This is a genomic window from Glutamicibacter endophyticus, from assembly GCF_048457885.1.
Classification (GTDB): domain Bacteria; phylum Actinomycetota; class Actinomycetes; order Actinomycetales; family Micrococcaceae; genus Glutamicibacter; species Glutamicibacter endophyticus.
On record NZ_CP174200.1, the window covers coordinates 1,619,576 to 1,643,022 of the forward strand.

The 23,447-nt window shown below is 62.4% G+C and carries 22 protein-coding genes; 13 read left to right on the top strand and 9 right to left on the bottom strand.

Annotated features, from left to right (window positions below):
- Positions 1 to 7: 7 nt before the first annotated feature.
- Complete coding sequence (locus ACJD00_RS07530) at positions 8 to 259, bottom strand: hypothetical protein (RefSeq protein WP_418909169.1); 252 nt, start codon at positions 257 to 259, stop codon at positions 8 to 10.
- Positions 260 to 364: 105 nt separating this feature from the next.
- Positions 365 to 634 carry a DUF7218 family protein gene (locus tag ACJD00_RS07535; RefSeq protein ID WP_418909170.1) on the bottom strand — a complete coding sequence of 90 codons (270 nt, stop codon included), beginning with the start codon at positions 632 to 634 and terminating at the stop codon, positions 365 to 367.
- A gap of 328 nt (positions 635 to 962) precedes the next feature.
- Here ACJD00_RS07535 and ACJD00_RS07540 point away from each other — a divergent pair, with 328 nt between their 5' ends.
- A complete protein-coding gene (locus ACJD00_RS07540; protein ID WP_418909171.1) occupies positions 963 to 2,042 on the top strand; it encodes a carboxylate-amine ligase in 1,080 nt (359 codons plus the stop codon).
- A 116-nt stretch (positions 2,043 to 2,158) separates the two neighbouring features.
- Here the strand turns inward: ACJD00_RS07540 and ACJD00_RS07545 are convergent, their stop codons facing one another.
- Positions 2,159 to 2,668 (bottom strand): DNA starvation/stationary phase protection protein, encoded by a 510-nt coding sequence (locus tag ACJD00_RS07545; protein WP_309407394.1) that lies wholly within the window; start codon positions 2,666 to 2,668, stop codon positions 2,159 to 2,161.
- Positions 2,669 to 3,392: 724 nt separating this feature from the next.
- On the opposite strand from ACJD00_RS07545, the gene ACJD00_RS07550 reads away from it, so the two are divergent.
- The 5 genes from ACJD00_RS07550 to ACJD00_RS07570 all read left to right on the top strand — a co-directional run bounded on the left by ACJD00_RS07550 (position 3,393) and on the right by ACJD00_RS07570 (position 8,653).
- Positions 3,393 to 3,833, top strand: coding sequence for a hypothetical protein (locus ACJD00_RS07550; RefSeq protein ID WP_418909172.1), 441 nt, complete (start codon positions 3,393 to 3,395; stop codon positions 3,831 to 3,833).
- Positions 3,834 to 4,319: 486 nt separating this feature from the next.
- Positions 4,320 to 5,366: an acyl-CoA dehydrogenase gene (locus ACJD00_RS07555; RefSeq protein ID WP_418909173.1), complete on the top strand. Its 1,047-nt coding sequence runs from the start codon at positions 4,320 to 4,322 to the stop codon at positions 5,364 to 5,366.
- On the top strand, positions 5,360 to 6,733 hold the full coding sequence (locus ACJD00_RS07560; RefSeq protein ID WP_418909174.1) for a PIG-L family deacetylase: 1,374 nt from the start codon (positions 5,360 to 5,362) through the stop codon (positions 6,731 to 6,733). The genes ACJD00_RS07555 and ACJD00_RS07560 overlap by 7 nt, the downstream gene beginning before the upstream one ends.
- Entirely contained in the window at positions 6,726 to 7,460 is a 735-nt protein-coding gene (locus ACJD00_RS07565; RefSeq protein WP_418909175.1) for a glycosyltransferase, read from the top strand. Before ACJD00_RS07560 ends, ACJD00_RS07565 begins: the two co-directional genes overlap by 8 nt.
- Before the next feature lie 92 nt (positions 7,461 to 7,552).
- The gene (locus tag ACJD00_RS07570; protein WP_418909176.1) at positions 7,553 to 8,653 is read left to right on the top strand and encodes a hypothetical protein; all 1,101 of its coding nucleotides are present in this window, start codon (positions 7,553 to 7,555) and stop codon (positions 8,651 to 8,653) included.
- Positions 8,654 to 8,736: 83 nt separating this feature from the next.
- Here the strand turns inward: ACJD00_RS07570 and ACJD00_RS07575 are convergent, their stop codons facing one another.
- Entirely contained in the window at positions 8,737 to 9,660 is a 924-nt protein-coding gene (locus ACJD00_RS07575) for an SDR family oxidoreductase (RefSeq protein WP_418909177.1), read from the bottom strand.
- 352 nt (positions 9,661 to 10,012) lie between these two features.
- Between ACJD00_RS07575 and ffh the strand changes: the two genes are divergently transcribed.
- From ffh to ACJD00_RS07590, 3 genes are all read left to right on the top strand, one after another.
- The gene (ffh, locus tag ACJD00_RS07580) at positions 10,013 to 11,578 is read left to right on the top strand and encodes a signal recognition particle protein (protein ID WP_418909178.1); all 1,566 of its coding nucleotides are present in this window, start codon (positions 10,013 to 10,015) and stop codon (positions 11,576 to 11,578) included.
- Positions 11,565 to 12,791, top strand: coding sequence for a hypothetical protein (locus tag ACJD00_RS07585; RefSeq protein WP_418909179.1), 1,227 nt, complete (start codon positions 11,565 to 11,567; stop codon positions 12,789 to 12,791). The genes ffh and ACJD00_RS07585 overlap by 14 nt, the downstream gene beginning before the upstream one ends.
- A 266-nt stretch (positions 12,792 to 13,057) precedes the next feature.
- The gene (locus ACJD00_RS07590; protein WP_418909180.1) at positions 13,058 to 13,288 is read left to right on the top strand and encodes a hypothetical protein; all 231 of its coding nucleotides are present in this window, start codon (positions 13,058 to 13,060) and stop codon (positions 13,286 to 13,288) included.
- Positions 13,289 to 13,380: 92 nt separating this feature from the next.
- On the opposite strand, the gene ACJD00_RS07595 is transcribed toward ACJD00_RS07590, so the two are convergent.
- Entirely contained in the window at positions 13,381 to 14,382 is a 1,002-nt protein-coding gene (locus tag ACJD00_RS07595; RefSeq protein WP_418909181.1) for an ABC transporter substrate-binding protein, read from the bottom strand.
- A 104-nt stretch (positions 14,383 to 14,486) separates the two neighbouring features.
- Between ACJD00_RS07595 and ACJD00_RS07600 the strand changes: the two genes are divergently transcribed.
- Genes ACJD00_RS07600 through ACJD00_RS07610 form a run of 3 tightly spaced genes read left to right on the top strand, consistent with a single transcriptional unit; the run spans position 14,487 to position 17,164 of the window.
- On the top strand, positions 14,487 to 15,521 hold the full coding sequence (locus tag ACJD00_RS07600; protein WP_418909182.1) for a FecCD family ABC transporter permease: 1,035 nt from the start codon (positions 14,487 to 14,489) through the stop codon (positions 15,519 to 15,521).
- Positions 15,518 to 16,537, top strand: coding sequence for a FecCD family ABC transporter permease (locus tag ACJD00_RS07605; protein WP_418909183.1), 1,020 nt, complete (start codon positions 15,518 to 15,520; stop codon positions 16,535 to 16,537). Before ACJD00_RS07600 ends, ACJD00_RS07605 begins: the two co-directional genes overlap by 4 nt.
- A gap of 30 nt (positions 16,538 to 16,567) precedes the next feature.
- Entirely contained in the window at positions 16,568 to 17,164 is a 597-nt protein-coding gene (locus ACJD00_RS07610; RefSeq protein ID WP_418909184.1) for a hypothetical protein, read from the top strand.
- On the opposite strand, the gene ACJD00_RS07615 is transcribed toward ACJD00_RS07610, so the two are convergent.
- Both ACJD00_RS07615 and ACJD00_RS07620 read right to left on the bottom strand, forming a co-directional pair.
- The gene (locus ACJD00_RS07615) at positions 17,161 to 18,168 is read right to left on the bottom strand and encodes a hypothetical protein (RefSeq protein WP_418909185.1); all 1,008 of its coding nucleotides are present in this window, start codon (positions 18,166 to 18,168) and stop codon (positions 17,161 to 17,163) included. The two genes, ACJD00_RS07610 and ACJD00_RS07615, sit on opposite strands and share 4 nt — an antisense overlap.
- A gap of 3 nt (positions 18,169 to 18,171) precedes the next feature.
- Positions 18,172 to 19,899 (bottom strand): AMP-binding protein, encoded by a 1,728-nt coding sequence (locus tag ACJD00_RS07620; RefSeq protein ID WP_418909186.1) that lies wholly within the window; start codon positions 19,897 to 19,899, stop codon positions 18,172 to 18,174.
- Between the two features lie 222 nt (positions 19,900 to 20,121).
- On the opposite strand from ACJD00_RS07620, the gene ACJD00_RS07625 reads away from it, so the two are divergent.
- Positions 20,122 to 20,991, top strand: a complete 870-nt coding sequence (locus ACJD00_RS07625; protein WP_418909187.1) for a VOC family protein — start codon at positions 20,122 to 20,124, stop codon at positions 20,989 to 20,991.
- Here ACJD00_RS07625 and efeB read toward each other — a convergent pair whose 3' ends face one another.
- Positions 20,992 to 22,269: an iron uptake transporter deferrochelatase/peroxidase subunit gene (gene efeB, locus ACJD00_RS07630; protein ID WP_418909188.1), complete on the bottom strand. Its 1,278-nt coding sequence runs from the start codon at positions 22,267 to 22,269 to the stop codon at positions 20,992 to 20,994. It abuts the gene before it with no gap.
- A gap of 5 nt (positions 22,270 to 22,274) precedes the next feature.
- Positions 22,275 to 23,429: an iron uptake system protein EfeO gene (gene efeO, locus ACJD00_RS07635; protein WP_418909189.1), complete on the bottom strand. Its 1,155-nt coding sequence runs from the start codon at positions 23,427 to 23,429 to the stop codon at positions 22,275 to 22,277.
- Positions 23,430 to 23,447: the final 18 nt, after the last annotated feature.

The window sequence follows — 23,447 nt, forward strand, 5'->3', positions numbered from 1 at the left end:
TAAGTGCTCAGGCTCCAGCGTCGGTGCCACCCTGCGGGTGGTCGAGCTTGCTGGGCCCTTTGAGCAGCCGGTACAGCCCCCAGACCGCCATGAGGGTACCCCAAGCCACGCCGATCCACATGGGCGTCAGTGACGTGGCCGCGCTCTGCGAAATGAGCAGGAAGGTAAGGAAGAAACCGGCGACGACAATGCCGCCGATGAGTAACCACAGGCCGCGGCGTGGGCGGTGCGACGACTCCTGTGCATTTGGTGAGGTCATGTTCTGTGTCCTTCCTTCCGCCACGTGGCTTGGGGGCTGGGTCTGTGGTGGGTGGTGTCAGGTGCAGAAGGTGGTAGAAGCTGCCTGTCCACCGCTAACCACGTGCTAGCTGTTGCGGAGCATATCGATGAGCTCCTGCTTACGCTTATTCGAGTAGTTTTTCAGGCCAATTTCTTTGGCCCGAGACTTGAGTTCATCCACGGTCCAGTCTTCGTAGCTACCGGATTTTCCACCGCGCTTGCCCACTTTCGAGCGTCCGTCACGAGCCGCGGCGTTAGCGATGCGTGCCGACTTCTGCTTGGAGTTCCCTTCCTCGCGCAGCTCGTCGTACAGTTCTTCGTCCTTGATGCGGCTGGAGTCGTTCGTGCTTGCCATATTTTCACCTCTCGCCTGACCATAGGTTGCTAGAAGCTTGCGCTCGTTAACGTACAGGTTAGGCAACCATGCTCGGGCGCGCTAGAACATTCAGGCATCTATAAGATACGGACCGACACTCGGGAATGAGCAGGCAGTTTATATAGCACAAGTCGCCCCTAGTGGGTAGCGCTCGACCTCAAAGCACAGCATATTTCGGGAGCTTTCGGGGCAGGGTGGTCTTGTAGCGGCTTTCACCGGGTGAAACTCTGATGGCATGGGTTTAGTGCCCGGGTGACCGCCCGCCATATGGACGTACCGGCCCTCGGCCGACAGAAGGGGGATTGCCATGAGCAGCTTCGGTATTGAAGAAGAATTTTTCATGTTGGATGCGGAGACTGGGCTGCCCGCTGAACCGGATCCGAACCCTTTCAAGGAATTGCTCGACGCGCAACGCGATGGGCAGGTGCAACATGAATTGTTGGCGTGCCAGCTCGAATATGCCAGCGCGATCTGTGAGGACAGAAATCAGGCCATCGAAGAACTCAGCAGTTTTCGTCGCGCCTTGGCACAGCACGCCGAAGGCTCCTCGATGATTGTTGCCGGGCTCGGCGCGGCTCCAATGATCGCGCAGAAGAGTTCAGCGGTGACCAATAATCAGCGTTATCGCGAGATCGACGCGTCAATGCCGGGAATCACCAACGAGCACTACATGTGTGGATTACATATACATGTCTCGATCCCAGATCGGACAGCCGGGGTCACCGCACTGAACTTTCTGCGGCCGTGGCTGCCGCTCTTCTGTGCGCTGGGTGCGAATTCGCCGCTCTGGCGTGGCACCGACAGTGGGTTTTCGTCATGGCGGAATATTCACTACCGGAAGTGGTCGGTGCAGGGGATACCGCCAGTCTTTGCCGATGCGGCCGATTATGAGCGTCGCCTGCAGACCCTTATCCAGACCGAGGCGGTTACCGACCAAGGGCACATTGGGTGGTCGGTGCGGCTGTCGGAAAACCACCCGACCATCGAATTACGTGTGGCAGACTCGCAACTTCGCGCACACGATTCGGTACTTTTGGCCGTGCTGGCTCGTGCGCTGGTCGACACAGCGTTGCAATCAGGCAGCGACCTGCCGGAGTTCTTGCCCGAAGTACTGGATATTGCCTTCTGGCAGGCGGCGAAGCATGGGCTGACCGGAAATCACGTTAACCCCTGGGACGGTTGCACGGTCACTCCGCGAGATCTGATGTCTAAGCTCCTGCGCACCTGTGAGACGGCGCTACGCGCCAGTGGGGACTACGACTTTGCGGTGCATTCGCTACGCAACGTTCTGGAGGTTGGAAATGGCGCGGTGCGCCAACGAGAAGCCTTTGCACGGGGCTCGATTAGTCAGGTACTGGCCAATGCGCACAGCGAGATGCGCATGTAGGTAGTACCGCCGGCCTGGGCCAGACAGACCGCGTGGCACTAGCCGACTAGGTGCGGATAGAACGGTGCGCAGGACCGAAGCAATGCTTCGGTCCTGCGCACTTGGGTTATGGCAGGTTAGGGCTTGCGCGTCTCGGCGCTGATGAACCAGGCCTGCTGTTCAAGAGCGGCGATGTACTCGTGCAGAATATCCGCGGTGGTTGGGTCCGCCTCGTCCACCGGATCATGAACCTCACGCATGACCCCGACGGTTGCTTCCAAGGCCTTGACGATGAGGTCCACGGCGTTGGTGGTCAGGATTTCCCCGTTCGAAGGCTGATCCAGTTCGGTGTACTTGGTGATGGTGGCGGCCAGCCCGTCCGGAGTTACGTGCATGGCACGCATACGTTCGGCAATCTCGTCGGAACCGCGGCGAGCGATGGCGACGATCTCATCGAGATTCTTATGAAGATCTCGGAAGTTGGGGCCCACGACATTCCAGTGGATCTGCTTGCCTACCAGCTGCAAGTCGAGCAGTTGAATCAGCACCGACTGCAACGAGTCGCGCAGGACAGCCGGGGCGACGAAGCCACCTTCAGCATTTTCTTTGCGGGTTTTGCTCGCCGGAGTGCTTTTCGTGTTCGACATGTTTTCTCCCTTGCAGTGAAGTTGAGATGGCGGACGGTGGGTATTAAGAACGCACCGTCTGTTTCGGACGTTACTAGGGCTGTGCCGGGAGGGAAAACCAAAACCTAAATTCTCATGTGTTTCCAAGGTTCCCTCTAGGAGGAGCAAAGCGAGTGTCCATCGACGCGGGAAGGTGATACTTTCGCGCCAACGTCGGGCCTGCTGGTTGGTGCACGTGATGCGCGGGTATTCTGCCCCGAAATTTCGGCATTTTCCGGTATGCCGTTGATTTAGTGTTCCCGGTCAGCGAATCACAAGGCGCGCCCCGTAGCGTTGTCAGTACGGGCCGTAATTAATGGCGGTGCGGGCAAGGTGCCCGTGGCGTACGGGACAATGAAGACCCTCATCCTGGCCTCTGTAATACGTCAATCCAAAGTTTTGAGCAGTTCTGATCGCTCAGTGGTATTGATGCAGACAAATTGATGATAAATTCGGCCGTCGTTATCGACAGTCGGCCACAGACGCTATCCATTCGTCTACAAGTCCTAGCTGACATGAAATTTTTTTAAACTCCGCAGGTTTATCGTTCCGTTATCTGGAGTTTCAGGATAAGTTGAAATAACACTCTGCTTGCCTATTCCGGATTTCGGATTGGTGCAGTAGCGCCAATTGAAGATCCAAAGGTGGTGCAGCGTGACTCATGGGGAGTACTCGGACAGTTACGTAGAAAGTGGAGGTTTCAAAAGTGCCAGGACGCATCGTTCGATCCAGGACCGCCGATCTAGTGGCCGAGGTACTCGGATCACGAGAAGGTCGGGAACACCTGAGCCAATATGGCTGGGTGCAGGGGATGCCCATTGTCATCGCGACGCCCAAGGAGCTGTTGAGCGACACCATGGGATTGGCATCCGTGCATGGGCGGGCAGTGCTTATCGCACTGCTCAATGAGGACAACGGCGAACTAAATTTCATGCACGTGTCCGTTCCAAATGCCGGGCTAGCAGTTGTTGAGGCCCATCCTGCAGACGCGACGATCCAGTCGCTGTTCGAGCAGGTGGCACACGACGGCGTTGCTACCTTCCGCGTGGAGTATTGGCAGCACAGCGCGGTCGCCCACTGGATCCCGGTGTTCGAATCGGGCGATAGTGGACGGACGAGTAAGAAGAAGACGTCGCTCCTGTCGTAGCGGACGTTGCTTCCCAACGCGTGGTGCTCTCAATCCACGCGTCACTTATCCAGTATTCGTTTTCAGGGGTAGCTGAATCTATTGATGAACACCGGAGCCACCGGGGTCATCTCCAGTAGCTATCCACTCACCGGCGGCTACCGCCGGGGCAGAAAGCGAACAGACGGGGATCGTTCCTTCGACTCGATCTCCGGTTCGGAGGGCACCCCACAGTGGGGTGCCCTCCTTTCTATTAGCAGACCCGTACGCCCGCGGGCGGGTGCCGGTAGTTGTCGAGAACAGCGGTTAAATCTGTTGGGCACGCTGCGATGCACTGGCGAGCCGCCGCGTTGCACTGCACTAACCAGGCTATTTCTGCGGCCTTTTGCGAAAAGACAAACACACTAGTCAGCGTATTCTCAGGTGCTTAACAGTATTGGGACGACCTGATTGCGAGTTCTTTAGACTGAGCCAAAGTTCAGGAGGAATTCAATGGACCATCGGGCAGTGACATTCAGCAAGCCCACCACCGTTCCGGACCCGCCGGCCGAAACCACATGGTGGCCGGGCGCCGACGCCGTTCTCGAAGCGGCCACGCAGAGTGATGGCAGTCCCGAGCCGATGCTACGGGCCTTGGCGGCAGACATCATGGATCCTCCCGTTCCGGGAACGGGCCAGACCCGCAGATTGTGGGAGATGCTGGCGACCGTTGCAGCCATCGACCTGGTGGCGGCTCGAACCTTGGAACCGCATCTGGACGCCGCCGCTATTCTGCGCCAAGCCGACCTGCCTTGGCAGCCGGGAAGGACGTGGGGTGTCTACGCGGCCGAGGGCCCGAATATGAAACTTGAAGCGAAGCCCGCCACTCGTGGCTTCTGGACGCTGCATGGGGTCAAACCGTGGTGTTCCTTGGCCGAACGCGTCTCTCACGCGCTGATCACCGCGCACACCGCGCAGGGTCGTCGATTGTTTGCGGTGCCGATGTACGGCCTGGGTGTCAGCGTGCTTCCCTCGCAGTGGGTCAGTCGCGGTATGGCGCAACTCCCCAGTGGTTCGGTGCAATTCGACGGGGCGTGCGCCACCCCGGTGGGCGAAACGGGATGGTATCTCGAGCGTGAGGGTTTTGCCGTCGGTGGAGTCGGGGTCGCCGCCTGCTGGTTCGGGGGAGCCGTGGGTGTGTTGCGGCACCTGATTGATAGCGCCCGGCGGCGGGAACCGGACCAGCTGGCTTTGGCGTGGATCGGTGAGGCCGACCGGCTCATGTGTAGCGCTGCCGAACTCTTGGGTCAGGCCGCGCTACGAGCCGACGAGGGTTCACTGGACTCACTCACGGCCGCCCGGGTCCGCGGCCATGTGGCCTCGGTGTGTCAACGCGTGTTGCAGATTAGCGCCGAGGCCACCGGCCCCGGTCCGTTGGCCACCGATGAAGTGCATGCCCGGCGCGTCGCCGACTTGGGCATCTACCTTCGCCAACATCACGCCGCCCGTGATGACGCGGCTCTCGGGCGCATGGTGCTTACCGAGCGGGCCACTCAAGGGGCGTTTTCATGGTGAGCTTCAGCCATCGTGATACCGGAACCGCCGCACAACTTTGGGCGCAGCACGGCCTAGAAGAGTTGCCGCCGATCGACCTCGCTCGAGTCTTCGACGGAGCCACACGCTTGCTCGTGGTGGCAGCTCACCCCGATGATGAGACCCTGGGTGCCGGCGGACTCATCCACCGCGCGCTGGGCGTGGGCCTCGAGGTGACCGTCGTTGTGTGCACCATGGGCGAGGGCTCGCACCCGGATTCGACGACGCACACCCCACAAGAGCTAGCAACCCTGCGCGAAGCCGAACTGCGCGCGGCCATGCAGGCGCTAGGTGAGGGAGTCGACGGGCACGGCAACTTGCACCTGCGCTGTCCCGGCCTGCCCGATGGACAGCTGGCATCCCATGAAGCAGAGCTTGAAACCCTGCTCGGTGACCTCATCGGCCAAGGTCCATGCGTGGTGGCCAGCACCTACCGCGAGGATGGACACACCGACCACGAGGTGCTCGGCCGGCTGGTAGCCCGCCAAGCGGCCCAGGCGTCGGTGACCCACCTAGAATTCCCCATCTGGTACTGGCATTGGGCGCACCCGGAAAACGACAACCGATGGACCCATTGGCACCGGCTCGAATTGACCCAGGCCGACCACGTGGCCAAAGAAGCCGCCCTCGCCGCCCACCAAAGTCAAGTCCAACCGCTCTCGGAGCTACCCGGCGACGAAGTTCTGCTCGATCGGCACGTTCTCGAGCATTTTCACCGTGCGCAGGAAACCTTCCGCGTCACCTGGCTGGGCGAGAAGGACGCCGCCGTCGCCGCACAGGTTTTCGAAGACCTCTATGTTCAGCGCGGTGACCCGTGGGATTACCGCAATAGCCGCTACGAGCAACGCAAACAGGACATTGTGCTCGCCTCGCTACCGCGCGCCCGCTACGGCGCCGTCCTGGAGCTAGGTTGCTCCATCGGGCTACAGACCGCCGAATTGGCTGCGCGCAGCGACCGGCTGGTCGGCGTGGATGCTAGCGCCACCGCCTTGGCCCAAGCCCGAGCCCAGGTTGCGGACCTAGCGCACGTAACCCTTGTGCAAGCGACGTTACCCGGGCAATGGCCACCGCTCGAGCCCGGCTCAATAGATCTGGTGGTACTGAGCGAAATCGGGTACTTCCTAGCCGCCGACGAACTAGCCCAAACCCTCCGGCACAGCGCCGAGGTCCTGCGGCCCGGAGGCGAACTTCTTCTCTGCCATTGGCTGCACCCCATCGAAGGGTGGCCGCTAGATGGGCAGGCCGTGCACCGGATGGCCCAGGCACTGGACTGGCGGCGGCTACTCGAGCACCGGGAACAGGACTTCCTGCTGGAGGTATTCCAGAAACCCGGGGGTGAACATGCGTAACCCCCTAGAAGCCATGGTCATTGTCATCCCGGCACATAACGAAGAAGAACTCATTGCCGGCTGTCTACGTTCGGTGCGAACCGCCATGGATTGCTTCACCGCCCAACACCCACGGGTCGCCATCGGCGCCACCTTTGTCCTTGATAGCTGCACGGATCAAACCTCCCGGATCCTGCAAGAACAGATGCTAGATGACCCGCGACTATCCATGCTTGAAGTGCAGTTGGGCAATGTCGGGGCCAGCCGGGCCGCCGGGGTACGCTTCGCGCTCCAGGGACTCGGTCAACGCACGCACCCTCAATCGGTGTGGCTGGCCTGCACGGATGCCGATACGCGGGTGCCGGTGCACTGGCTAACGGCCATGGCCGGTCGCCGGGCGGCCGGAGCCGACGCCGTGGCCGGAACGGTGCAACCCGACCGGCAGGAACTGGACGCCGAACTGTACCGGCTGTGGCGCGCCGCCTACCGACCGGTGGATGGCCACCACCATATCCACGGAGCCAACTTGGGGGTCAGCGCGGCGGCCTATGAGGCCGTCGGAGGCTTTCCGCCCTTAGCGGCACGTGAAGACGTGGCACTCGTGGCGGCCCTGCGGACCGCCGGTTACCGCATCGACGCCTCCGCACAGTTGCAGGCCATTACATCCGGACGCCTGCGCGGCCGCTTGCGGGAAGGCTTCGCCGACTACCTGGCGGCCCTCGACGGGCAGGGGGCACGCATCGACTAATCAGCGAGCCAGATGCCCAAGGGCAGGATCCGCCGTCCCACCCGGACGATGCGCCGACCATGCCACCGACACCCTAGAACCCGAGGTGCTTGATGAACGAACCAGATCTTCCCACCCGATCGGTGGGCCTGCTGGCAGACCCCGGCATTGCGCAGTCCCTGGCCGACCGGGTCGTCGAACGCCTAGAGGAAAAGCTCAACGAGACCCACCTCGATCACGCCCGATGGAGGGTCACCGTCGACTCGGTGACCCTACCGATGAACGACTCCGGCGAGGTCATTCTCAATAAACACGTATCGGATATGCGCGAGAAGTTCGGCTGGGACTTCGTCATCTACCTGACCGACGTGCCCCAGTACGAACAGGGCCGCCCGGTGCGCTCGATTATCAATACGAGGTTCGCAGCGGCCACCGTGGTCCTGCCCAGCCTCGGGCTTCCGCGACGCCGCTCGGTGATCAAAGCCTTTATGGAAGTTCTCTCCGAACTCAACGGACGCCCGAAGCCCGGGCCCGAGCCCACCCCGCTGGGTAAGGCCCTGAGCGTCAAGGGGCGACTGGATGACGCCAATGATGCCGGTGATCACTGCGACAGCATTGAAGGATTGCGCGGACGCATCTGGCTCGTGATGGGAATGATCCTCGTCAACCGTCCCTGGCGGCTGGTGCCTCGGCTTTCCTCGGCGCTCGCCGGTGCGGCGGCCACCGGAGCCTTTGGCGTGTTTTATACGAGTATCTGGTCCATGGCGGACTATCTCAGCTCGTGGCGTCTGGCACTGATCACGGTCTTGAGCATCTTGGTGCTCAGCACCTGGTTGCTGTTCCATAACCGGTTATGGGAAAAGCCCACGGGTGCGCGGCGTAAGGAAAAGCTGTTGCTGTATAACCTGGCGACGGTGTTCACCGTGGTGTTGGCGGCCGCAGCCATGTATGCCTTGCTGTTTATTGCGCTACTACTGGGTTCACTGGTCATCATCGATCAGGCGTTCCTGTCCTTTAAGCTCAACCATGAGGCGACGATCCGCGAGTATCTGAACCTGGCATGGCTTGCCGCCTCGCTGGGTACGCTCGGCGGTGCCATCGGCTCGAGCTTCGATGAAGTGCAGTCCGTGCAACGTGCGACCTTCAGCCAGCGGGAGTATGAACGGCGGAACATCGAGCTCGATGCTTCGGGCGACGAATTGCGGGACTGTTAGCCGGCACGGTGCGTGATGGCCCGGAGACAGAGCAAGGGCACCAGCAATCCGGATGGATCGCTGGTGCCCTTGGCGCGTGGCGGCTATGGGGTGGCTTTGCCACCATTGACGTTGAGCGTCTCGCCGATCACATAGCTGGACTCGGCCGAGGCCAGGAACACGTAGGCCGGGGCCAGTTCCACCGGTTGTCCGGCACGGCCCAACGGTACGTTGTGCCCGAACTTCGGCAGCTTCTCCTTCGGCTGGCCATCCGAGACCTGCAGTGGCGTCCAGATTGGGCCGGGGGCCACCGCGTTCACGCGAATACCCCGAGGTGCCAGTTGCACGGCCAGGCCCTTGGTGAAGGCGTTGATCGCGGCCTTGGTTGAGGCGTAATCCAACAAGGTAGGCGAAGGTTCGTAGGCTTGAACCGAGGTGGTGTTGATGATGCTTGCGCCCTGGGGTAGATGCTTCAAGGCCGCGCGGGTGATGGCGAACATGGCCAAGATATTCACCTGGAAGGTTTCAATCACCTGCTGGTCGCTGAGGTCTTCGAGCCGTTCGATGGCGATTTGCTTGCCGGCGTTGTTCACCAGAATGTCGAGACCACCGAGCTGCCGGGCCGCTTCATCGGCCAGCGCGTTGCGGTACTCCACCTCGAGCAAATCGCCGGGCAGGGCTACCGCTTGGCGTCCCTCGGCTTCGATGGCGCGCAGGATCTTGCGAGCGTCCTCTTCCTCGGCCGGAAGATAGGCGATGGCCACATCGGCCCCTTCGCGCGCGAAGGCAATGGCCACGGCGGCACCGATGCCCGAGTCGCCACCGGTGATCAGCGCCTTGCGTCCCTTCAGGCGTCCGGTGCCTTGGTAGCTATCCTCGCCGTGGTCCGCGCGCGGTTCGAGTTTGGCGTCGAGGCCCGGTTCGGGCTGGTCCTGCTTAGGTGGCTCGATCTTGGGGTATCGGGTGACCGGGTTATCGAGCGCCATCTGGGTCTCATCGTGTGGGGAAGTGTGCTCGGGTGTCGTCATCTGAATTCCTCCTCCGTGTGCAGGGTGCTGCTCGGATCTCTCACGCTAGGGCAGCGCACAGTGGCTCTCAACAGGTTCCCGGGACTCACGGGTAACGTTCGGGAAACGTCAACGTTCTGAAAAGTCCGTGGCACGCGTGAGTGGCCGCTGGTCTGCGCCTATAGGGTGTTTGGTGCTGGCGCCCGGCGGTGCTGATCGGCGGATCGAGGCGGCCGATAGCAGAGTGAGAAAGATATTTGGCACAGCAACGCGGGTTCGATTAGTTGCTGGGCCGATTGTTGATATTCTTGTAAGTCGAGTCCTGTGCGTTTTCATGCGCGCCCACAGACCTATCGAAAGAAGTGCCCGGCACGTGTTCAATTCACTTTCCGATCGCCTGACAGCTACCTTCAAGAACCTGCGAGGCAAGGGTAAGCTCACCGAGGCCGATATCGACGGTACGGTACGCGAAATCCGCCGCGCTCTGCTGGACGCCGACGTGGCCGTACCCGTGGTGCGCGCCTTCGTGGCCCAGATCAAGGAGCGCGCCCTCGGCGCCGAGGTCTCCGAGTCGCTGAACCCGGGACAGCAGGTCGTGAAGATCGTCAACGAGGAGCTCAAGGCCATCCTCGGCGGCGAAACCCGTCGCATCAACCTGGCTAAGAACCCTCCAACGGTGATCATGCTCGCCGGTCTGCAGGGTGCCGGTAAGACGACGCTGGCCGGTAAGCTCGCCAAGCACCTCAAGTCCGAGGGGCACACCCCGATGCTGGTGGCCTGTGACTTGCAGCGCCCGAACGCGGTCAAGCAGTTGCAGATCAACGGTGAGCGAGCCGGCGTGCCGGTTTACGCCCCGCACCCGGGAGTATCCTCGGAGTTCGACGCCGTAACCGGTGACCCGGTGGCGGTGGCCCGCGACGGTGTGGCCGAGGCCAAGGCCAAGCTGCATGACGTGGTGATCGTCGATACCGCCGGACGACTCGGCGTGGACGCCGAAATGATGGAGCAGGCCGCAAATATTCGCGCCGCCATCAACCCGGATGAAGTGCTGTTCGTCATCGATGCGATGATCGGTCAGGACGCGGTCAACACCGCCCAGGCCTTCCACGAGGGCGTGGACTTCACCGGCGTGGTGCTGTCCAAGCTCGATGGTGACGCCCGTGGTGGTGCCGCCCTGTCGGTCGCCTCGGTCACCGGCAAGCCGGTGATGTTCGCCTCCACCGGTGAAAACCTGGACGACTTTGAGATCTTCCACCCGGATCGCATGGCCAGCCGCATCCTGGACATGGGCGACGTGCTCACCCTGATCGAGCAGGCCGAGAAGAACTGGGATAAGGGCGAAGCCGAGCGGATGGCGAAGAAGTTCGCCGACCAGGAAGACTTCACGCTGGACGACTTCCTCGCCCAGATGGCCCAGATCAAGAAGATGGGCTCGATGAAGAAGCTGCTGGGCATGATGCCCGGTGCGCAGATTTCGCGTCAGCAGCTTGAACAGTTTGACGAGCGCCAGATCGACCGTGTTGAGGCGATCGTTCGTTCGATGACTCCGCATGAGCGTGTGGCACCGAAGATCATCAATGGTTCGCGCCGTGCCCGTATTGCTAAGGGTTCGGGCGTCTCGGTCTCCGAGGTGAACCAGATGCTTGAGCGCTTCACCGAGGCGCAGAAGATGATGAAGAAGATGGCCGCCGGTGGCGGTATTCCGGGGATGCCCGGTGCCGGCAAGGGTGCGGCTCGCAAGGCCAAGGGTAAGGCCAAGGGCAAGAAGCAGAAGTACGGTAATCCGGCCAAGGCCGCCCAGGCCGAGCTCGAGGCCAAAACCAAGAAGGCTAACGCCCCCAGCGGGTCGGCCTTCGGGTCAGGGAACGTGCCGGAGGATTTCGATGCGTCGAGCCTGAACCTACCGGCGGGCTTCGAGAAGTATCTTGGCAATAAGTAGCCACCCAGATGTACAGGGCGGCGACCAGCCTGAATCGCTGGTTGCCGCCCTGACGCTTATCTTCCAGGACACCTCCGCGCAGGAGGCCGAGCAGGCCGTGCGATCCGTGCTGGCGCAGCGCGAGGTCATTGCGCTGGTCTCCCGCCCGGTGCCATGGAATGGCTTGGTCATCGTGGAAGTCGGTATCGCGGTGAACGCCGAAGGGCTGATCTTGTTGACCACGGCCGAAGGCAACGTCCGGCTCGGACAACAGGTGGAGGACTTCGCCCTCGCCCTGAAACTTGGCACCGGTGCCCTGTACGTGGATCAAGATGACCTCGAGGCGCAAAGCGGCGAACCCATTGCCGATCCGCGGCTCGAGGCCACGCCCTCCGGGCGTACCGTGCTGACCGGCAAGCTCAACGAGGCCGACATGCTCATACTTGCCTCTGCGACAAAAGCCACCTGGCACCTGCTGGAGTCAGGGGAGTCGGAGGGCTCGGCGCTGGCGGTGTGCGATGAGTTCATGCCCGACGACGGGCCCGGAGCTGATCAGTATCCGGCCATTATGTTCAGTCGCTCCGGTGCACGGTATGTGGCGAGTTTTTGGTTCTCCAAGCAGTCCAAGAAGCTCCTCGGGGCACCGGCGTGGGTACATATCTGGCCGGTCATGGCTAGTGCCGCGATCCAGCCCGAGCCTGGGACCGAGGCCTTGCGTGAACTTCAGGCACTGGAAAGCCACTATGTTTCGGTGGATGTCGAAGGCTTGGAAGAGCTAAGCGGCGTCGGTGTCACATCCGAACACATTGAGGTACTCAAACGCGTGTTGCCCGGCTTCGGAAGTCAGCAGGCGGTGGAACAGGTTCTGGCCGGTTTCGGCTACCGGAGTGAAGCGGCCGAGTTGTTGGAACAGTCTGGAGCGCCCACGGGCTCCGTAGCCATCCAATCGGTGGGCTTCGCGAAGGCACTAGGCCGAGCCACCGCGACCGAAATGCGCAAGAGCAGCGCGACACCGAGCTTCTTCAACACAATGTCGTGGAGGCCCGGCCTGCAATTGCTCTGGGGCTTGCTCGAGGCAGCGATCTTCACGTTCGTGCTCGTGGGCATCGATTGGCAACAGCTGTGGCTTCCGGCGTGGTTGCTCATCACTATTCTGGTCCTCGGCTACCTGGACGCACTAACCAATGTCGTGATTGCCGTTGTGCGCGGCGTTAGACGAAGGCGACGAGCCTAGGCGCGCCAACGACCACGCCGTAGCCGGCCGAGCCAGTGCGACAGATCCCGTGAATGGTTGCTGACGACTTGCCGACCGTAGTACACGTTCGCAGATTGTGCCTAAAGGTGCGTCCCGAACTCTTCAATCGGGTACTCTGCAGGGCACCCAGCAGATCGGTGCCTATGCGCTTTAGAAGTACTTAGGGCACTGGTCTGGGCCTCACGAACGCTCCGTATTCCTAGGACAGTCGCCCGCTTCCACCATCGATCGAGATTGCATATTCGATGCACCGTCACGAGGCGGAGTGTGCTCGCGCCACCGGGGTGGCGGTGGCCGTAGCCATGATTGTCGGTGGCGTCGTCACCATCACCTGGGAGGTGCAGGGTCTCTCCGAGCAGATCAACGCCATCATCATTTCCCTGCCGATCACGCTGGTAGTGCTCGTGGTGCTCTCGCTACTGACCCAGCCGCGAAGTCCTCGCGTTGAGGGCGACACCCGCGCTTCCTTGCGATAGGGAGCCGAACTCACCATCGGATGACAAGGGCCAGTGGGCCGGGACTGATCTCCCGGCGCACTGGCCTCTTGGTATGATGCGGCTCGCAGACCTTACGGCAGCTGCGGGTCGACCCCGAAGTGCTCGGCGACCTGAGTGATCACTTCGCCAGCACCCTGGAGGGATACCGAGGAGAGGAAGATCGAGTCATCCACGGTGACAACCTCGCCGGTGAGCTTCTTCCATAGCGGGTTCGAGGTGAACTTCTTCTCCTGGTCCCGGGAGGCGTCACCTTCGGCACCTTCAGGCGCCCAGGTGGACTGGAAAATCACCTTGGCGTCGGCCTTCAGGATCTCTTCGGGGGACAGCGGTACGAAGATCGACTCGGTGGTATCCGGGGCGTCCTTGGGGCGCGGAATGCCCATATCGGTCATGATTTCACCGATGAACGAATCGGTGGCGTACAGGCGTGCGGTGTCCTCACCGGCAAAGCGAATCAGCGAGTAGGTGGCCTCCGGATCCTTCGCGAGGATTTCCTTACCCACGGCTGCGGCGCGTGCCTCATAGTCGGCGACGGCCTTCTTGGCCTCTTCCTGCTTGCCGATGGCCTCGCCAAGCAGCACCACGTTTTCCTTCCAGGTCGGTCCGGTGGACTCGGAGAAAACGGTGGGGGCAATCTTCTGCAACTGCTCGTACATCTCGCCCTGGCGCACATCGGCGGAGATGATCAGATCTGGTTCGGCGGCCAGCAACTTTTCGAGGTCCGGTTCGGCGATGGTGCCCACGTTGACGGCATCGGCGGTCAGTGCGCTGACATCACCTAGGTACTCGGGGAATGGATTACTGGACTTGCGGTATTCGGTGTAGGCCACAAGTTCGGCATCCAGAAGCAGGGTGGCATCCACGTAGGAGGGGTCCAGCGCTGCAATGCGGACCGGGCGCTCGGCAATTTCGGTGCTGCCGCGGAAGTGCTTGACGGTGCGCGGGAAGCCCTCGGCCTCGCCGGTCGCCGGGGCTTCGCTGCTTTCCGGGCTCGTCGAGCCGCCGCAGGAGGTCAGTGCCAGGGCCGCGGCAGCCAGTGCCGCGGTCAGGCCGCGTCGAAGGTTAGTTGGCATGCGAGTGCCTTTCGTGATGACGGTTCAAAAAGAATTACGTGATGAAATTAGGTTAGGGTAAACTCATTACGCGTCACGAACAGTAGCATGAATCACCTTCTGGCGTGAATCAGCTTGTCATTCATGAAGGATCGATCATCATCACCCTCCGTCTTTCACGCCCGACCCGGCTGGCCGCGCTGCTGATCGGAGTGCTCGGCGCCGTTGTGCTCAGCCTCTGGGTCGGCAGCACCACCTCCAGTACCGCGGAAATGTTCCACGCGCTATTCACGCCCCAGGATACGGTCGCGGACATTTCCATCCGGGAGATCCGCTGGCCACGCACCGTCACGGCCCTCGCCGCCGGGGCCGCCCTCGGCGTTGCCGGAACCCTCATCCAGGGGCATACCCGCAACCCGATCGCCGAACCCGGTCTCCTGGGCATCAACCAGGGCGCGGCCCTAGCCATCGTCGCGGTGGCGACGACCAGCGGCCCGATGCAGCCCTGGCCACAGGCCCTGCTGGCCCTATTCGGTGCCCTCGTGGCCGCGGTGATCGTCTTTGGCCTAGGACAGGTCGACGGTAGCCGGGGCTCACCGGTGACGTTGATCTTGGTGGGCGCCGCCGTCACGGCGCTCTGCGCCGGGATCGTCTCCACCCTGGTGCTATTGAGCGAAGCGGCGCTGGAAACCCTGCGTTTTTGGCAGGTCGGCTCCGTGGTGCACGGCTATCACGCCTTCCTAGCGCTCTGGCCGCTGCTGGTGCTCGGCATTGTGCTCGCCGTAGCCAATGCACGGCAGCTAAACGCTCTCACCCTCGGCGAAGCCACCGCCCGCAGTCTGGGGATTACCGCGGGCCGGGCCCGGGTCATTGGGTTGGGCGCCGTCGTGGTGCTCTCTGGCTTCGCGGTGACTTTAGCCGGTCCCATCGCCTTTTTAGGCCTTCTGGTCCCACATGTGGTCCGCCGACTCTTCGGGGCCGACTATCGCTGGCTCGTACCGGCGGCGGCCGCTGCAGGGGCGCTGTTGCTGGTCTCCAGCGACATCCTCGGCCGGGTGTTGGCTCGGCCCGGCGAGTTGCCGGTGGGCGTGGTGGTGGCCATTATTGGCGCGCCGTTCTTTGTGTACGTGGCCCGGCGGCGCAAGTTGGTGTCCGTATGAAACGTCGGCACAGCTTCATCACCGCGCTGACCCTCGCCGCGGTGGCCCTCGTGTCGCTGGTCGTGCATATCAGCGTCGGCGGAACCCCGATCGCCCCGGGCGACGTGTTCACCACCTTGCTAGGCCAGGCCCCGGATCAGCGCACGGCACTGACCATCTGGGAATTTCGTCTGCCGCGCAGTGTCGCGGCGGTTTGCGCGGGAATCGGTTTGGGTGTGGCCGGTGCGCTGACGCAGACCGTGGCGCGCAACCCGTTGGCTAGCCCGGACATACTGGGCATTACCAATGGCGCGGCGGCCGGGGCGGTTGCGCTGATGGCCTTCACCAGCCAAGTCTCGGGCCTGCCGGCCGGGCTGAGCGTCTACGGACTTCCGATCGCAGCGACCCTCGGCGGCCTGCTCGCGGCCGGTGCGGTGTTCGCATTGGTCTGGCATACCTCGCTCGAGTCCAGCCGACTGGTGCTCGTGGGCATGGGAATCAGCGGGCTCTGTGCGGCCTTGACCTCATGGATGCTCACCCTAGGCGAGGTGACCAACGCCCAGCAAGCCCTGACCTGGATGGCCGGCACCGTCAACGGCGCCTCCTGGGAAGATTTGGGTGGCATGCCGATGGTCATACTTGGCATGGCCATGTTGGGCGGTCTGATGCGCAACCAACGCGAGGTGCTGGCGCTGGATTCCGATACCGCCCGTGGGCTGGGGGTGCATCTGTCGCGTGATCGCCTCATTGTGCTTGGCGTCGCGACGATTCTCGCCATTGCCGCTACCGTCATCGCCGGACCGCTAGCCTTCGTGGCGTTGGCCAGTGGCCACGCCGCCCGAATGCTGGCGCGTACGACCATTCCACCGGTACTTCATAGCGCGCTGGTGGGAGCGATCTTCGTGCTATTAGCCGATCTCATCGCCGCCCGCACCTTCTCGGTGGTGCTCCCGGCAGGCGTGGCCACCGCGGTCATTGGAGCGCCGTACCTGATCTATCTGGTACTGAACCGAAGCCGGGTGCGCGTCAATGCCTAAGTCACATTGCGTGTTGTTAGACTGCCGGGCATGAGGACGCGGAAGGTGGCCGGTACGGCACTGCTGGGGTGTGCGCTCGTACTGACCGGATGCACACCACATACGCCACCAGTGGAACCGGGTTCCTCCAGTTTTTCCTCGGAAACACCGGCTAGCCCCGTGGAGCAGGTCGAGTATCTGGACTGTGCGGATATTGACGCCTCCGTGGTTTCCGACAGACTCGGTGTTGCGGGACGTTTCGAATACACCGAGGGTGTGGTGGTCGGCGATTCCGGCGCACGTGAATTGGGGTATTGCCTCTTTATGGACGAGGCCACCAATCTCTACGTGCTCGAATACTGGCTCGGGCGCGGTGTTCAGGATCTGGCCCACTGGTTAGCCACCGATCCGCAGTTCGCCCCGGATCCTACCGGTACCCAACAGATCACCTTCGAACCGGTCGAGTCCACCGCGGATGAGGCCTTGATACAGCGCACTGTGCTGCAGTGGAAGGGCGAAGAGCTCGAGCATGTTTCGCTCTGGGCCCGCTTTGGAGACCGGGTGGTGTCGATTGCCGAGAGCGACTTTGGGCAAGTGCGCCTCAGCGAGTCCGATCTTTTGCCCCTGCTGGCCGCCTATCGGCCTTAGGGAGCACGGCGAGGGCGCCGGGGCACATCTCTGAATGCGCGGCGGGTGGCCAGCCAGGATGGCTTTTTGCCGGTGTGTGCGGCCACGAGTGACCGATAAGTGCTCATGGCTTCGCCGCGCGAGGCAAACTCCACGCAACGCGCGCCGCCGGGTAGCACCCCGCGCTGGGCGATTTCCAGCGCCATGAACGGAACCTGAGCGATGCTGAAAAGCTCCGCCGCGGCCCGGCGGCAGTCCCCGCTGGCCACGTAGCGGGCTATCTGCTCCCCAGCTCGCGCCGTGTGGGTGATCTGGGTCAGCCGTTCGATGGCTTCGGTGGTCAGCCCCGCCCACTGCGCCCGAAAATCACCCATCAGGTCCCCGGCCGGTGTGCCCGGTGGGTAGTCGGTGATGGGCCGAAGCTCATCGGCCAAGGTCAAATCGAACCGCTGCCCGCCGGCGAATAACACCAGGTCGGCGCCGTCCGCTTCGGGGGCGATCTCTATGACCTTTCCGGCCTCGTCGGGGAACGCGAAGCCACGAAACATCCGTGGACCGGTGTAGCGCGCAAAGGTGCACCCGTGCTCCTGCCAGATCTCCACGCACACCCGTCCGGCACCTGCGCTGGCCTGAATCAGATGCTCGGCCTTGAGTTCGCGGCCCACGAATAGCGTCCACGGATTCAGCTCGGGCAGCTGGGTGTCTAGACGCAGGTCCTCGCCGCGGGCCAGCTGGTCACCCACGTACGCGGTCACCGGATTGAGTTCGTCGAGCAGAAACTGGTCGGCAACCGCGGCGAGCTGGCGGTAGCTGATCCGCCCCTCGTCGTCGGCCACGGCTACTTCTTGGCCATCAACGCCGAGTAGCAGCGCGGTGGCGGCCGTATGGTCTTGGTGCAAGACCGGTTCTTCGACAAAGCCCACCACGTGGCGCAGTGCCAGTGCCTGGCCGAGACGGGACGAGAGTGTTCGATCCCGTCCGGTCACTACCAGGTCGAGGTCCGTGAAGTCGATTTCCTCCGGCATTAGCTATGCGGAGCGGTCCGCGCCGCCACGACCGGTGAGTGAAGGGAAGTCGCTGTCTCGGTACTCCCGCTCCGGGCGGCGTTGTTCGCGGTGGTGCTCAACTTCCATGCCGCGCAGTTCCACCCGGCGAATCTTGCCGGAAATGGTTTTGGGCAAATCCATGAATTCGAGGCGTCGAATGCGCTTGTAGGCCGCGAGGTGTTCACGGCAGTGCGCCAAAATGCTTTCGGCGAGGGCTTCATCCGGGGTATATCCGGCGGCCGGGACAACGTAGGCCTTGGGTACCGAGAGGCGTAAGTCATCCGGGGCCGGGACCACGGCCGCCTCGGCCACCGCCGGGTGTTCGATGAGCACGGACTCCAGCTCGAAGGGGCTGAGCTTGTAATCGCTGGATTTGAACACGTCGTCGGCGCGGCCTATATAGGTCAGCACTCCCTGTTCGTCGCGTTCGGCGATATCACCGGTGTGATAGACCCCGTCGCGGAACGCTTCGGCATTCTTCTCGTCATCCGCGAGATACCCCTTCATGAGGCCGAGCGGTCGGGGGTCGGTACGGAGGCAAATTTCGCCGACATCGCCTTCGAGCCCGGTGGCCGGGTCACGCAATATCACCTCGTAGCCGGGCATGGGGCGGCCCATGGCCCCGATGGTGATTCGCTGCGCCGGGGGATTGGCGATCTGCACCGTAGTTTCGGTCTGCCCAAATCCGTCCCGGATCGTCTGGCCCCACCCGCGGTGCACCTGATCGATGACCTCTGCGTTTAGCGGTTCGCCGGCGGAAACCAGCTTGCGCGGTGGATGCTTCAGGTGTTTCAGATCGGCTTGAATCAGCAAACGCCAGACCGTTGGCGGGGCGCAGAAGCTCGTGACCTTGTGTGCGTCCATCTGTTCCATCAGCGCTTGAGCGTCAAAGCGTTCGTAGTTATAGACAAAGACCGTTGCTTCGGCGATCCAGGGGGTGAAAAAGTTCGACCATGCATGCTTGGCCCAACCCGGTGACGCGACGTTCAGATGCACGTCGCCCGGTTCCAGCCCAATCCAGAACATGGTGCTCAGGTGGCCCACCGGATATGAGGTATGGGTGTGTTCGACAAGTTTGGCGCGTGAGGTGGTGCCCGAGGTGAAGTAGCGAAGTAGGGTTTCACCGGCTCCGGTTGGTTCGGTGAGTTCAAAGTCTGCCGGCGCAGTGAAGGAATCGGCGTAGTTCAGTTGGGTCCCGCTGGACTCGCCGATGACAATCAGCCGGTAATCACCCTCAACCGCCTCGAACTTGCTGGCGTCTGCGGCGTTGACCACCACCCATTGCGCGGCGCCGCGCTCGATCCGTTCGGTGAGATCGGCTGGGGTCAGTTGTACGGTGCACGGTATGAGAATGGCGCCCAACTTAATTCCGGCGAGCATGGTTTCCCAGAGCTGAACCTGATTTCCGAGCATCACCACGATCCCATCCCGGCGTTGCACGCCCTGATCGGCTAACCATCGGGCCAGCTGGGTCGAGCGCTCGGCCAGCTCGTGCCAGGTGCGGGTGGTGGTCGAACCATCCAATTCGGTGATGATCAGCGCCGGGGTCTGTGCACGCTGCGGGTCGGCGGCTACCTGGTCAAACCAATCGGTTCCGAAATTAAAGGTCTCAAAGCTCGGCCAGCGGAACTCGGCGCGAGCCTGGTCATAATTTTCGCGCAGTTCAAGCAACTGATCTCGGGCGGTGCGGAACCGTTGGGTGACTGTCATGGCCTGCCTCTCGCGTATATCTGCACAATTCAACTGGATGTGAGTCCGGTCACTGGTCAATATACTGCGAAAGCGCTTGTGGTGGTGGAATTGCGCCCGCGTCAGCGGTGTCCGGCATTGCTCGCGGGGTGGGCGGAGTCCTGTGACCTATCTTTTATTGAAGCTTCAAGTAAATTTCGATAGACTCGTTGTATCGGCACCACAAGGGTAGGGGAGAGAACCATGAACGTACGCAGTGATGTGAAGCTATCAGGCGATCTGGCCATGAGCACCGTCCAGCTCAAGGTCGGTGATCGTGCGCGGCTTACCGACTATTACCAGCGTGCCCTGGGACTCGAGGTACTCAGCGAAAATTCCGAATCAACCATCCTAGGCCGCGGCACCACGCATCTGGTGCAGCTCAACGACGGCAAGGGTTTGCAGCTGCCGGCGCATTCCGAGGCGGGACTCTTCCACACGGCACTGCTCTTTGAGGATCGCAGCGATCTGGCGGCCACCGTCTACACCGCCGCACAATACAATCCGCACTCCTTTGTGGGAAGTTCGGATCACCTTGTCTCCGAGGCCTTCTACTTCACCGACCCGGAGGGCAACGGCATCGAGCTGTACTTCGACCGGCCGCGGGACACCTGGACCTGGCGCGGGGAACATGTCGCGATGGACACCATCGCCCTCGACCCCAATGACTACCTGCAGACTCACCTGAACGAGAACGCGCTACAGACCCAAGTCGAGGCCGCGGCCGCAGTGGGCCACGTGCACCTGCAGGTTGGAGACGTGGCCACCGCCAAAGATTTCTACGTCGACACCCTGGGCTTCGATATCACCTCGCAACTGGGGGACCAGGCGCTATTCGTCTCGGCCGGCGGATACCACCACCACATGGCCATGAACGTGTGGAACTCGCGCGGGGCTGGGCCGCGGCACGATACCCTCGGGCTCGGTGAGGTGCTGATCCAGCTGCCCCACGCCGACGAGGTGGGACAGCTTGCCGAACGGCTAAGCTACGCCGGCATCGAACACCACCACACCGGAGCCGAGCTGCGGTTCGGTGACCCATGGCGTAACCGGTTGCGGGTGGCCGTGGCCTAGTTAGGACTCGAAGAGCTGCTGGCCGAGGTAACCGCCTTGGCCGAACCCCGGTGGGATCGCAAAGAGGCCCGAACCGTTGGTGCGCAGGTATTCGGTCATCGCGTCGCGCGCACTCATTGCCCGTTGCAGGGGCACAAAGTGGGTGCGCGCGTCGCGCAGGAAGGCGATGAAGAAAAGACCCGCATCCAGGCGCCCGAGATCGTCCGAGCCATCGGTGTAGTTAAACCCGCGGCGCAGGATCCGCGCCCCGTCATGCTGCTGCGGATGCACCACCGCCACATGCGAATCGGCGGGAATCAGCGGTCCGTTGGATCCCTGCAGTGAAAAATCGGGTGCGCTGAATTCATCGCCGCCCGATAACGGCGCCCCGGTGCCCTTGGTGCGTCCGACGATCTGTTCCTGTTCGCCCAAGGGGGAGCGGTCCCAGGTTTCAATATGCATCCGGATGCGCCGGGTCACCATGTAGGTTCCGCCCTCGAGCCACGGCTGATCGCCGTCGGCAACCCACACATGTTCGTTCAGGGCCTGATGATCTTCGGCGAGGATATTCGCGGTGCCATCCTTGAAGCCAAAGAGATTGCGTGGCGTGCGCTGCGAGGTGGTGGTCTTCGCCGTACGTCCGAAACCGATCTGTGAGGAGCGGACCCGTACCGCGCCAAAACCAATACGTGCCAGGTTGCGGATGGCGTGCACCGCAACCTGCGGATCGTCGGCGCAGGCTTGGACGACGATATCGCCGCCGGTGCGCTGCGACTCGAGCATATCGCCGGCAAAATGGGGCAGCTCGATCAGTGCCTCGGGCAGCTTCGCGCGCAGCCCAAAACGATCCCGCCCCTCGGCATCGACAAACAGGGAACGCCCAAAGCCGACCGTGACCGTCAGGTTGGCGGCCGACAGGTCCAGCGCTTCGCCGGTATCTTCCGGTGGCGCGTCATAGCCGCCATTGAGCGCGCCACCGGCACCGATAGGTTCCCCGCGGGTCAGCGAGGCAATGGCCGTGCTCCACTTCGTGAGTAGGTCCACTAGCTCGGCGCGGTCCGTGGCGGTGACATCGAAAACGGCCAGGTGCATCCGCTCCTGCGCCGCGGTGGTGATGCCGGCTTGATGCTCGCCGAAGCAATCGACGACCGCCTCCTTGGTGGTGGAAGCATCGGCTGGCTGTCGACCGAGCGCGGCATAGCCCAGTGCGCCCAAGGCTAAACCGGCACCACCGGTGCCTGCGGCGGTGAGAAGGTTACGCCGCGACATTCCGCTGCGTTGTGGTTCCTGCTGCCCCATGATGCCTACTTGACGACCGCGGCGGTCAGCTTCGACAGCGGCTCGGAGAGTGCATCCACCCCGGCGGCCAGTTCCTGGACCTGCTGCTTGGTCAGCTCATCGTAGAAGACGAAGCCATCACCCTTGCGGTAAGCATCGAGCTGCTGCTGCAAGGAGGCGAAATTCTTCTCCAGGGTCCGCTCCAACTCGGCATTGGACTCGGCCAGCAGCGGACGCAGGTCCTCGAAAGCGATGCGTGCGCCCTCGAGGTTGGCCTGGAAATCCCACAGGTCGGTGTGGGAGAAGGTTTCTTCCTCGCCGGTCACCTTGCCGGTGGCCACCTCGTCAAGCAGTTCCTTGGCGCCGTTGGCCAGCTTATCGGCGGTGTACTCAAGTTCCTGGGTGCGCGTGTACAGCTCGTGGGTGTTCTTGACCATCTGCTCGGCCACGGCGGTGCGTTCGGCCTGGGTCATCTTGGTGTAGTCGGCCGGGGCCCACAGATCCTTTTCGGCGCGGTGCCAACCGGTGAACTCTTGGCCTTCTTCCAGATCGGCTTCGCGGGCGTCGAGAATCGGATCGAGATCGCCAAAGGACTCCGCGACCGGTTCAATGCGTTCCCAGTGCATGCGAACCGCCGGATACAGGGCCCGGGCCTGCTGCTCGTCGCCGGCGCTAAAGGCCTTGGCGAATTCTTCGGTGCCGCGCACCAGCTGCTCGGTCTGGTCCTTCACATAGGCGGCGTAGAGGTCGGTGGCCTCCTGCTGAAGCTTGGCCCGATCGGCGTTGACCTGTTGTCCCTCGGGCGCGGCGGTTACCGTGAAGTCGGCGCGAATACCGTCGCCCACCATGCCGGGCTTGCAGGCGGTGAAGTACTTGCCCTCGGGGGCGGAGACCACCAGGTCACGGGTCAGGCCGGGACCGATGTTCTCCACTTCACCCACGATGCGAAGCCCGTCCTCGGCCAGCAGGTAGAACTCGGTGACCTCGCTGCCGTCGTTTTTCACGTTGAAGGTCAGTGTGCCGCCGGGAGCGCTCTGGGTAGCGACCTGGCAGGAATCGGCGGTGCTCACCACGTTGATGGCGCCGTTCGCGGAACCTTCGCTGGGGTTATTGTCCGTGCAACCGGTCACGGCCAGAGCGGTTACGGCCAACAGGGCGGCTGGTGCGAGTGCTTTGCGCATGTAAATGTTCCTCAAGGG

Excerpts from the sequence above, each read along its gene's own strand:
- ACJD00_RS07595 (WP_418909181.1), bottom strand. The coding sequence starts at position 14,382 with ATGCCAACTAACCTTCGACGCGGCCTGACCGCGGCACTGGCTGCCGCG.
- ACJD00_RS07610 (WP_418909184.1), top strand. The coding sequence starts at position 16,568 with ATGAGGACGCGGAAGGTGGCCGGTACGGCACTGCTGGGGTGTGCGCTC.
- efeB (WP_418909188.1), bottom strand. The coding sequence starts at position 22,269 with ATGGGGCAGCAGGAACCACAACGCAGCGGAATGTCGCGGCGTAACCTT.
- ACJD00_RS07540 (WP_418909171.1), top strand. The coding sequence starts at position 963 with ATGAGCAGCTTCGGTATTGAAGAAGAATTTTTCATGTTGGATGCGGAG.
- ACJD00_RS07535 (WP_418909170.1), bottom strand. The coding sequence starts at position 634 with ATGGCAAGCACGAACGACTCCAGCCGCATCAAGGACGAAGAACTGTAC.
- ACJD00_RS07570 (WP_418909176.1), top strand. The coding sequence starts at position 7,553 with ATGAACGAACCAGATCTTCCCACCCGATCGGTGGGCCTGCTGGCAGAC.
- ACJD00_RS07530 (WP_418909169.1), bottom strand. The coding sequence starts at position 259 with ATGACCTCACCAAATGCACAGGAGTCGTCGCACCGCCCACGCCGCGGC.
- ACJD00_RS07565 (WP_418909175.1), top strand. The coding sequence starts at position 6,726 with ATGCGTAACCCCCTAGAAGCCATGGTCATTGTCATCCCGGCACATAAC.
- ACJD00_RS07575 (WP_418909177.1), bottom strand. The coding sequence starts at position 9,660 with ATGACGACACCCGAGCACACTTCCCCACACGATGAGACCCAGATGGCG.
- ACJD00_RS07625 (WP_418909187.1), top strand. The coding sequence starts at position 20,122 with ATGAACGTACGCAGTGATGTGAAGCTATCAGGCGATCTGGCCATGAGC.
- efeO (WP_418909189.1), bottom strand. The coding sequence starts at position 23,429 with ATGCGCAAAGCACTCGCACCAGCCGCCCTGTTGGCCGTAACCGCTCTG.
- ACJD00_RS07605 (WP_418909183.1), top strand. The coding sequence starts at position 15,518 with ATGAAACGTCGGCACAGCTTCATCACCGCGCTGACCCTCGCCGCGGTG.
- ACJD00_RS07560 (WP_418909174.1), top strand. The coding sequence starts at position 5,360 with ATGGTGAGCTTCAGCCATCGTGATACCGGAACCGCCGCACAACTTTGG.
- ACJD00_RS07545 (WP_309407394.1), bottom strand. The coding sequence starts at position 2,668 with ATGTCGAACACGAAAAGCACTCCGGCGAGCAAAACCCGCAAAGAAAAT.
- ACJD00_RS07620 (WP_418909186.1), bottom strand. The coding sequence starts at position 19,899 with ATGACAGTCACCCAACGGTTCCGCACCGCCCGAGATCAGTTGCTTGAA.
- ACJD00_RS07590 (WP_418909180.1), top strand. The coding sequence starts at position 13,058 with ATGCACCGTCACGAGGCGGAGTGTGCTCGCGCCACCGGGGTGGCGGTG.
- ACJD00_RS07615 (WP_418909185.1), bottom strand. The coding sequence starts at position 18,168 with ATGCCGGAGGAAATCGACTTCACGGACCTCGACCTGGTAGTGACCGGA.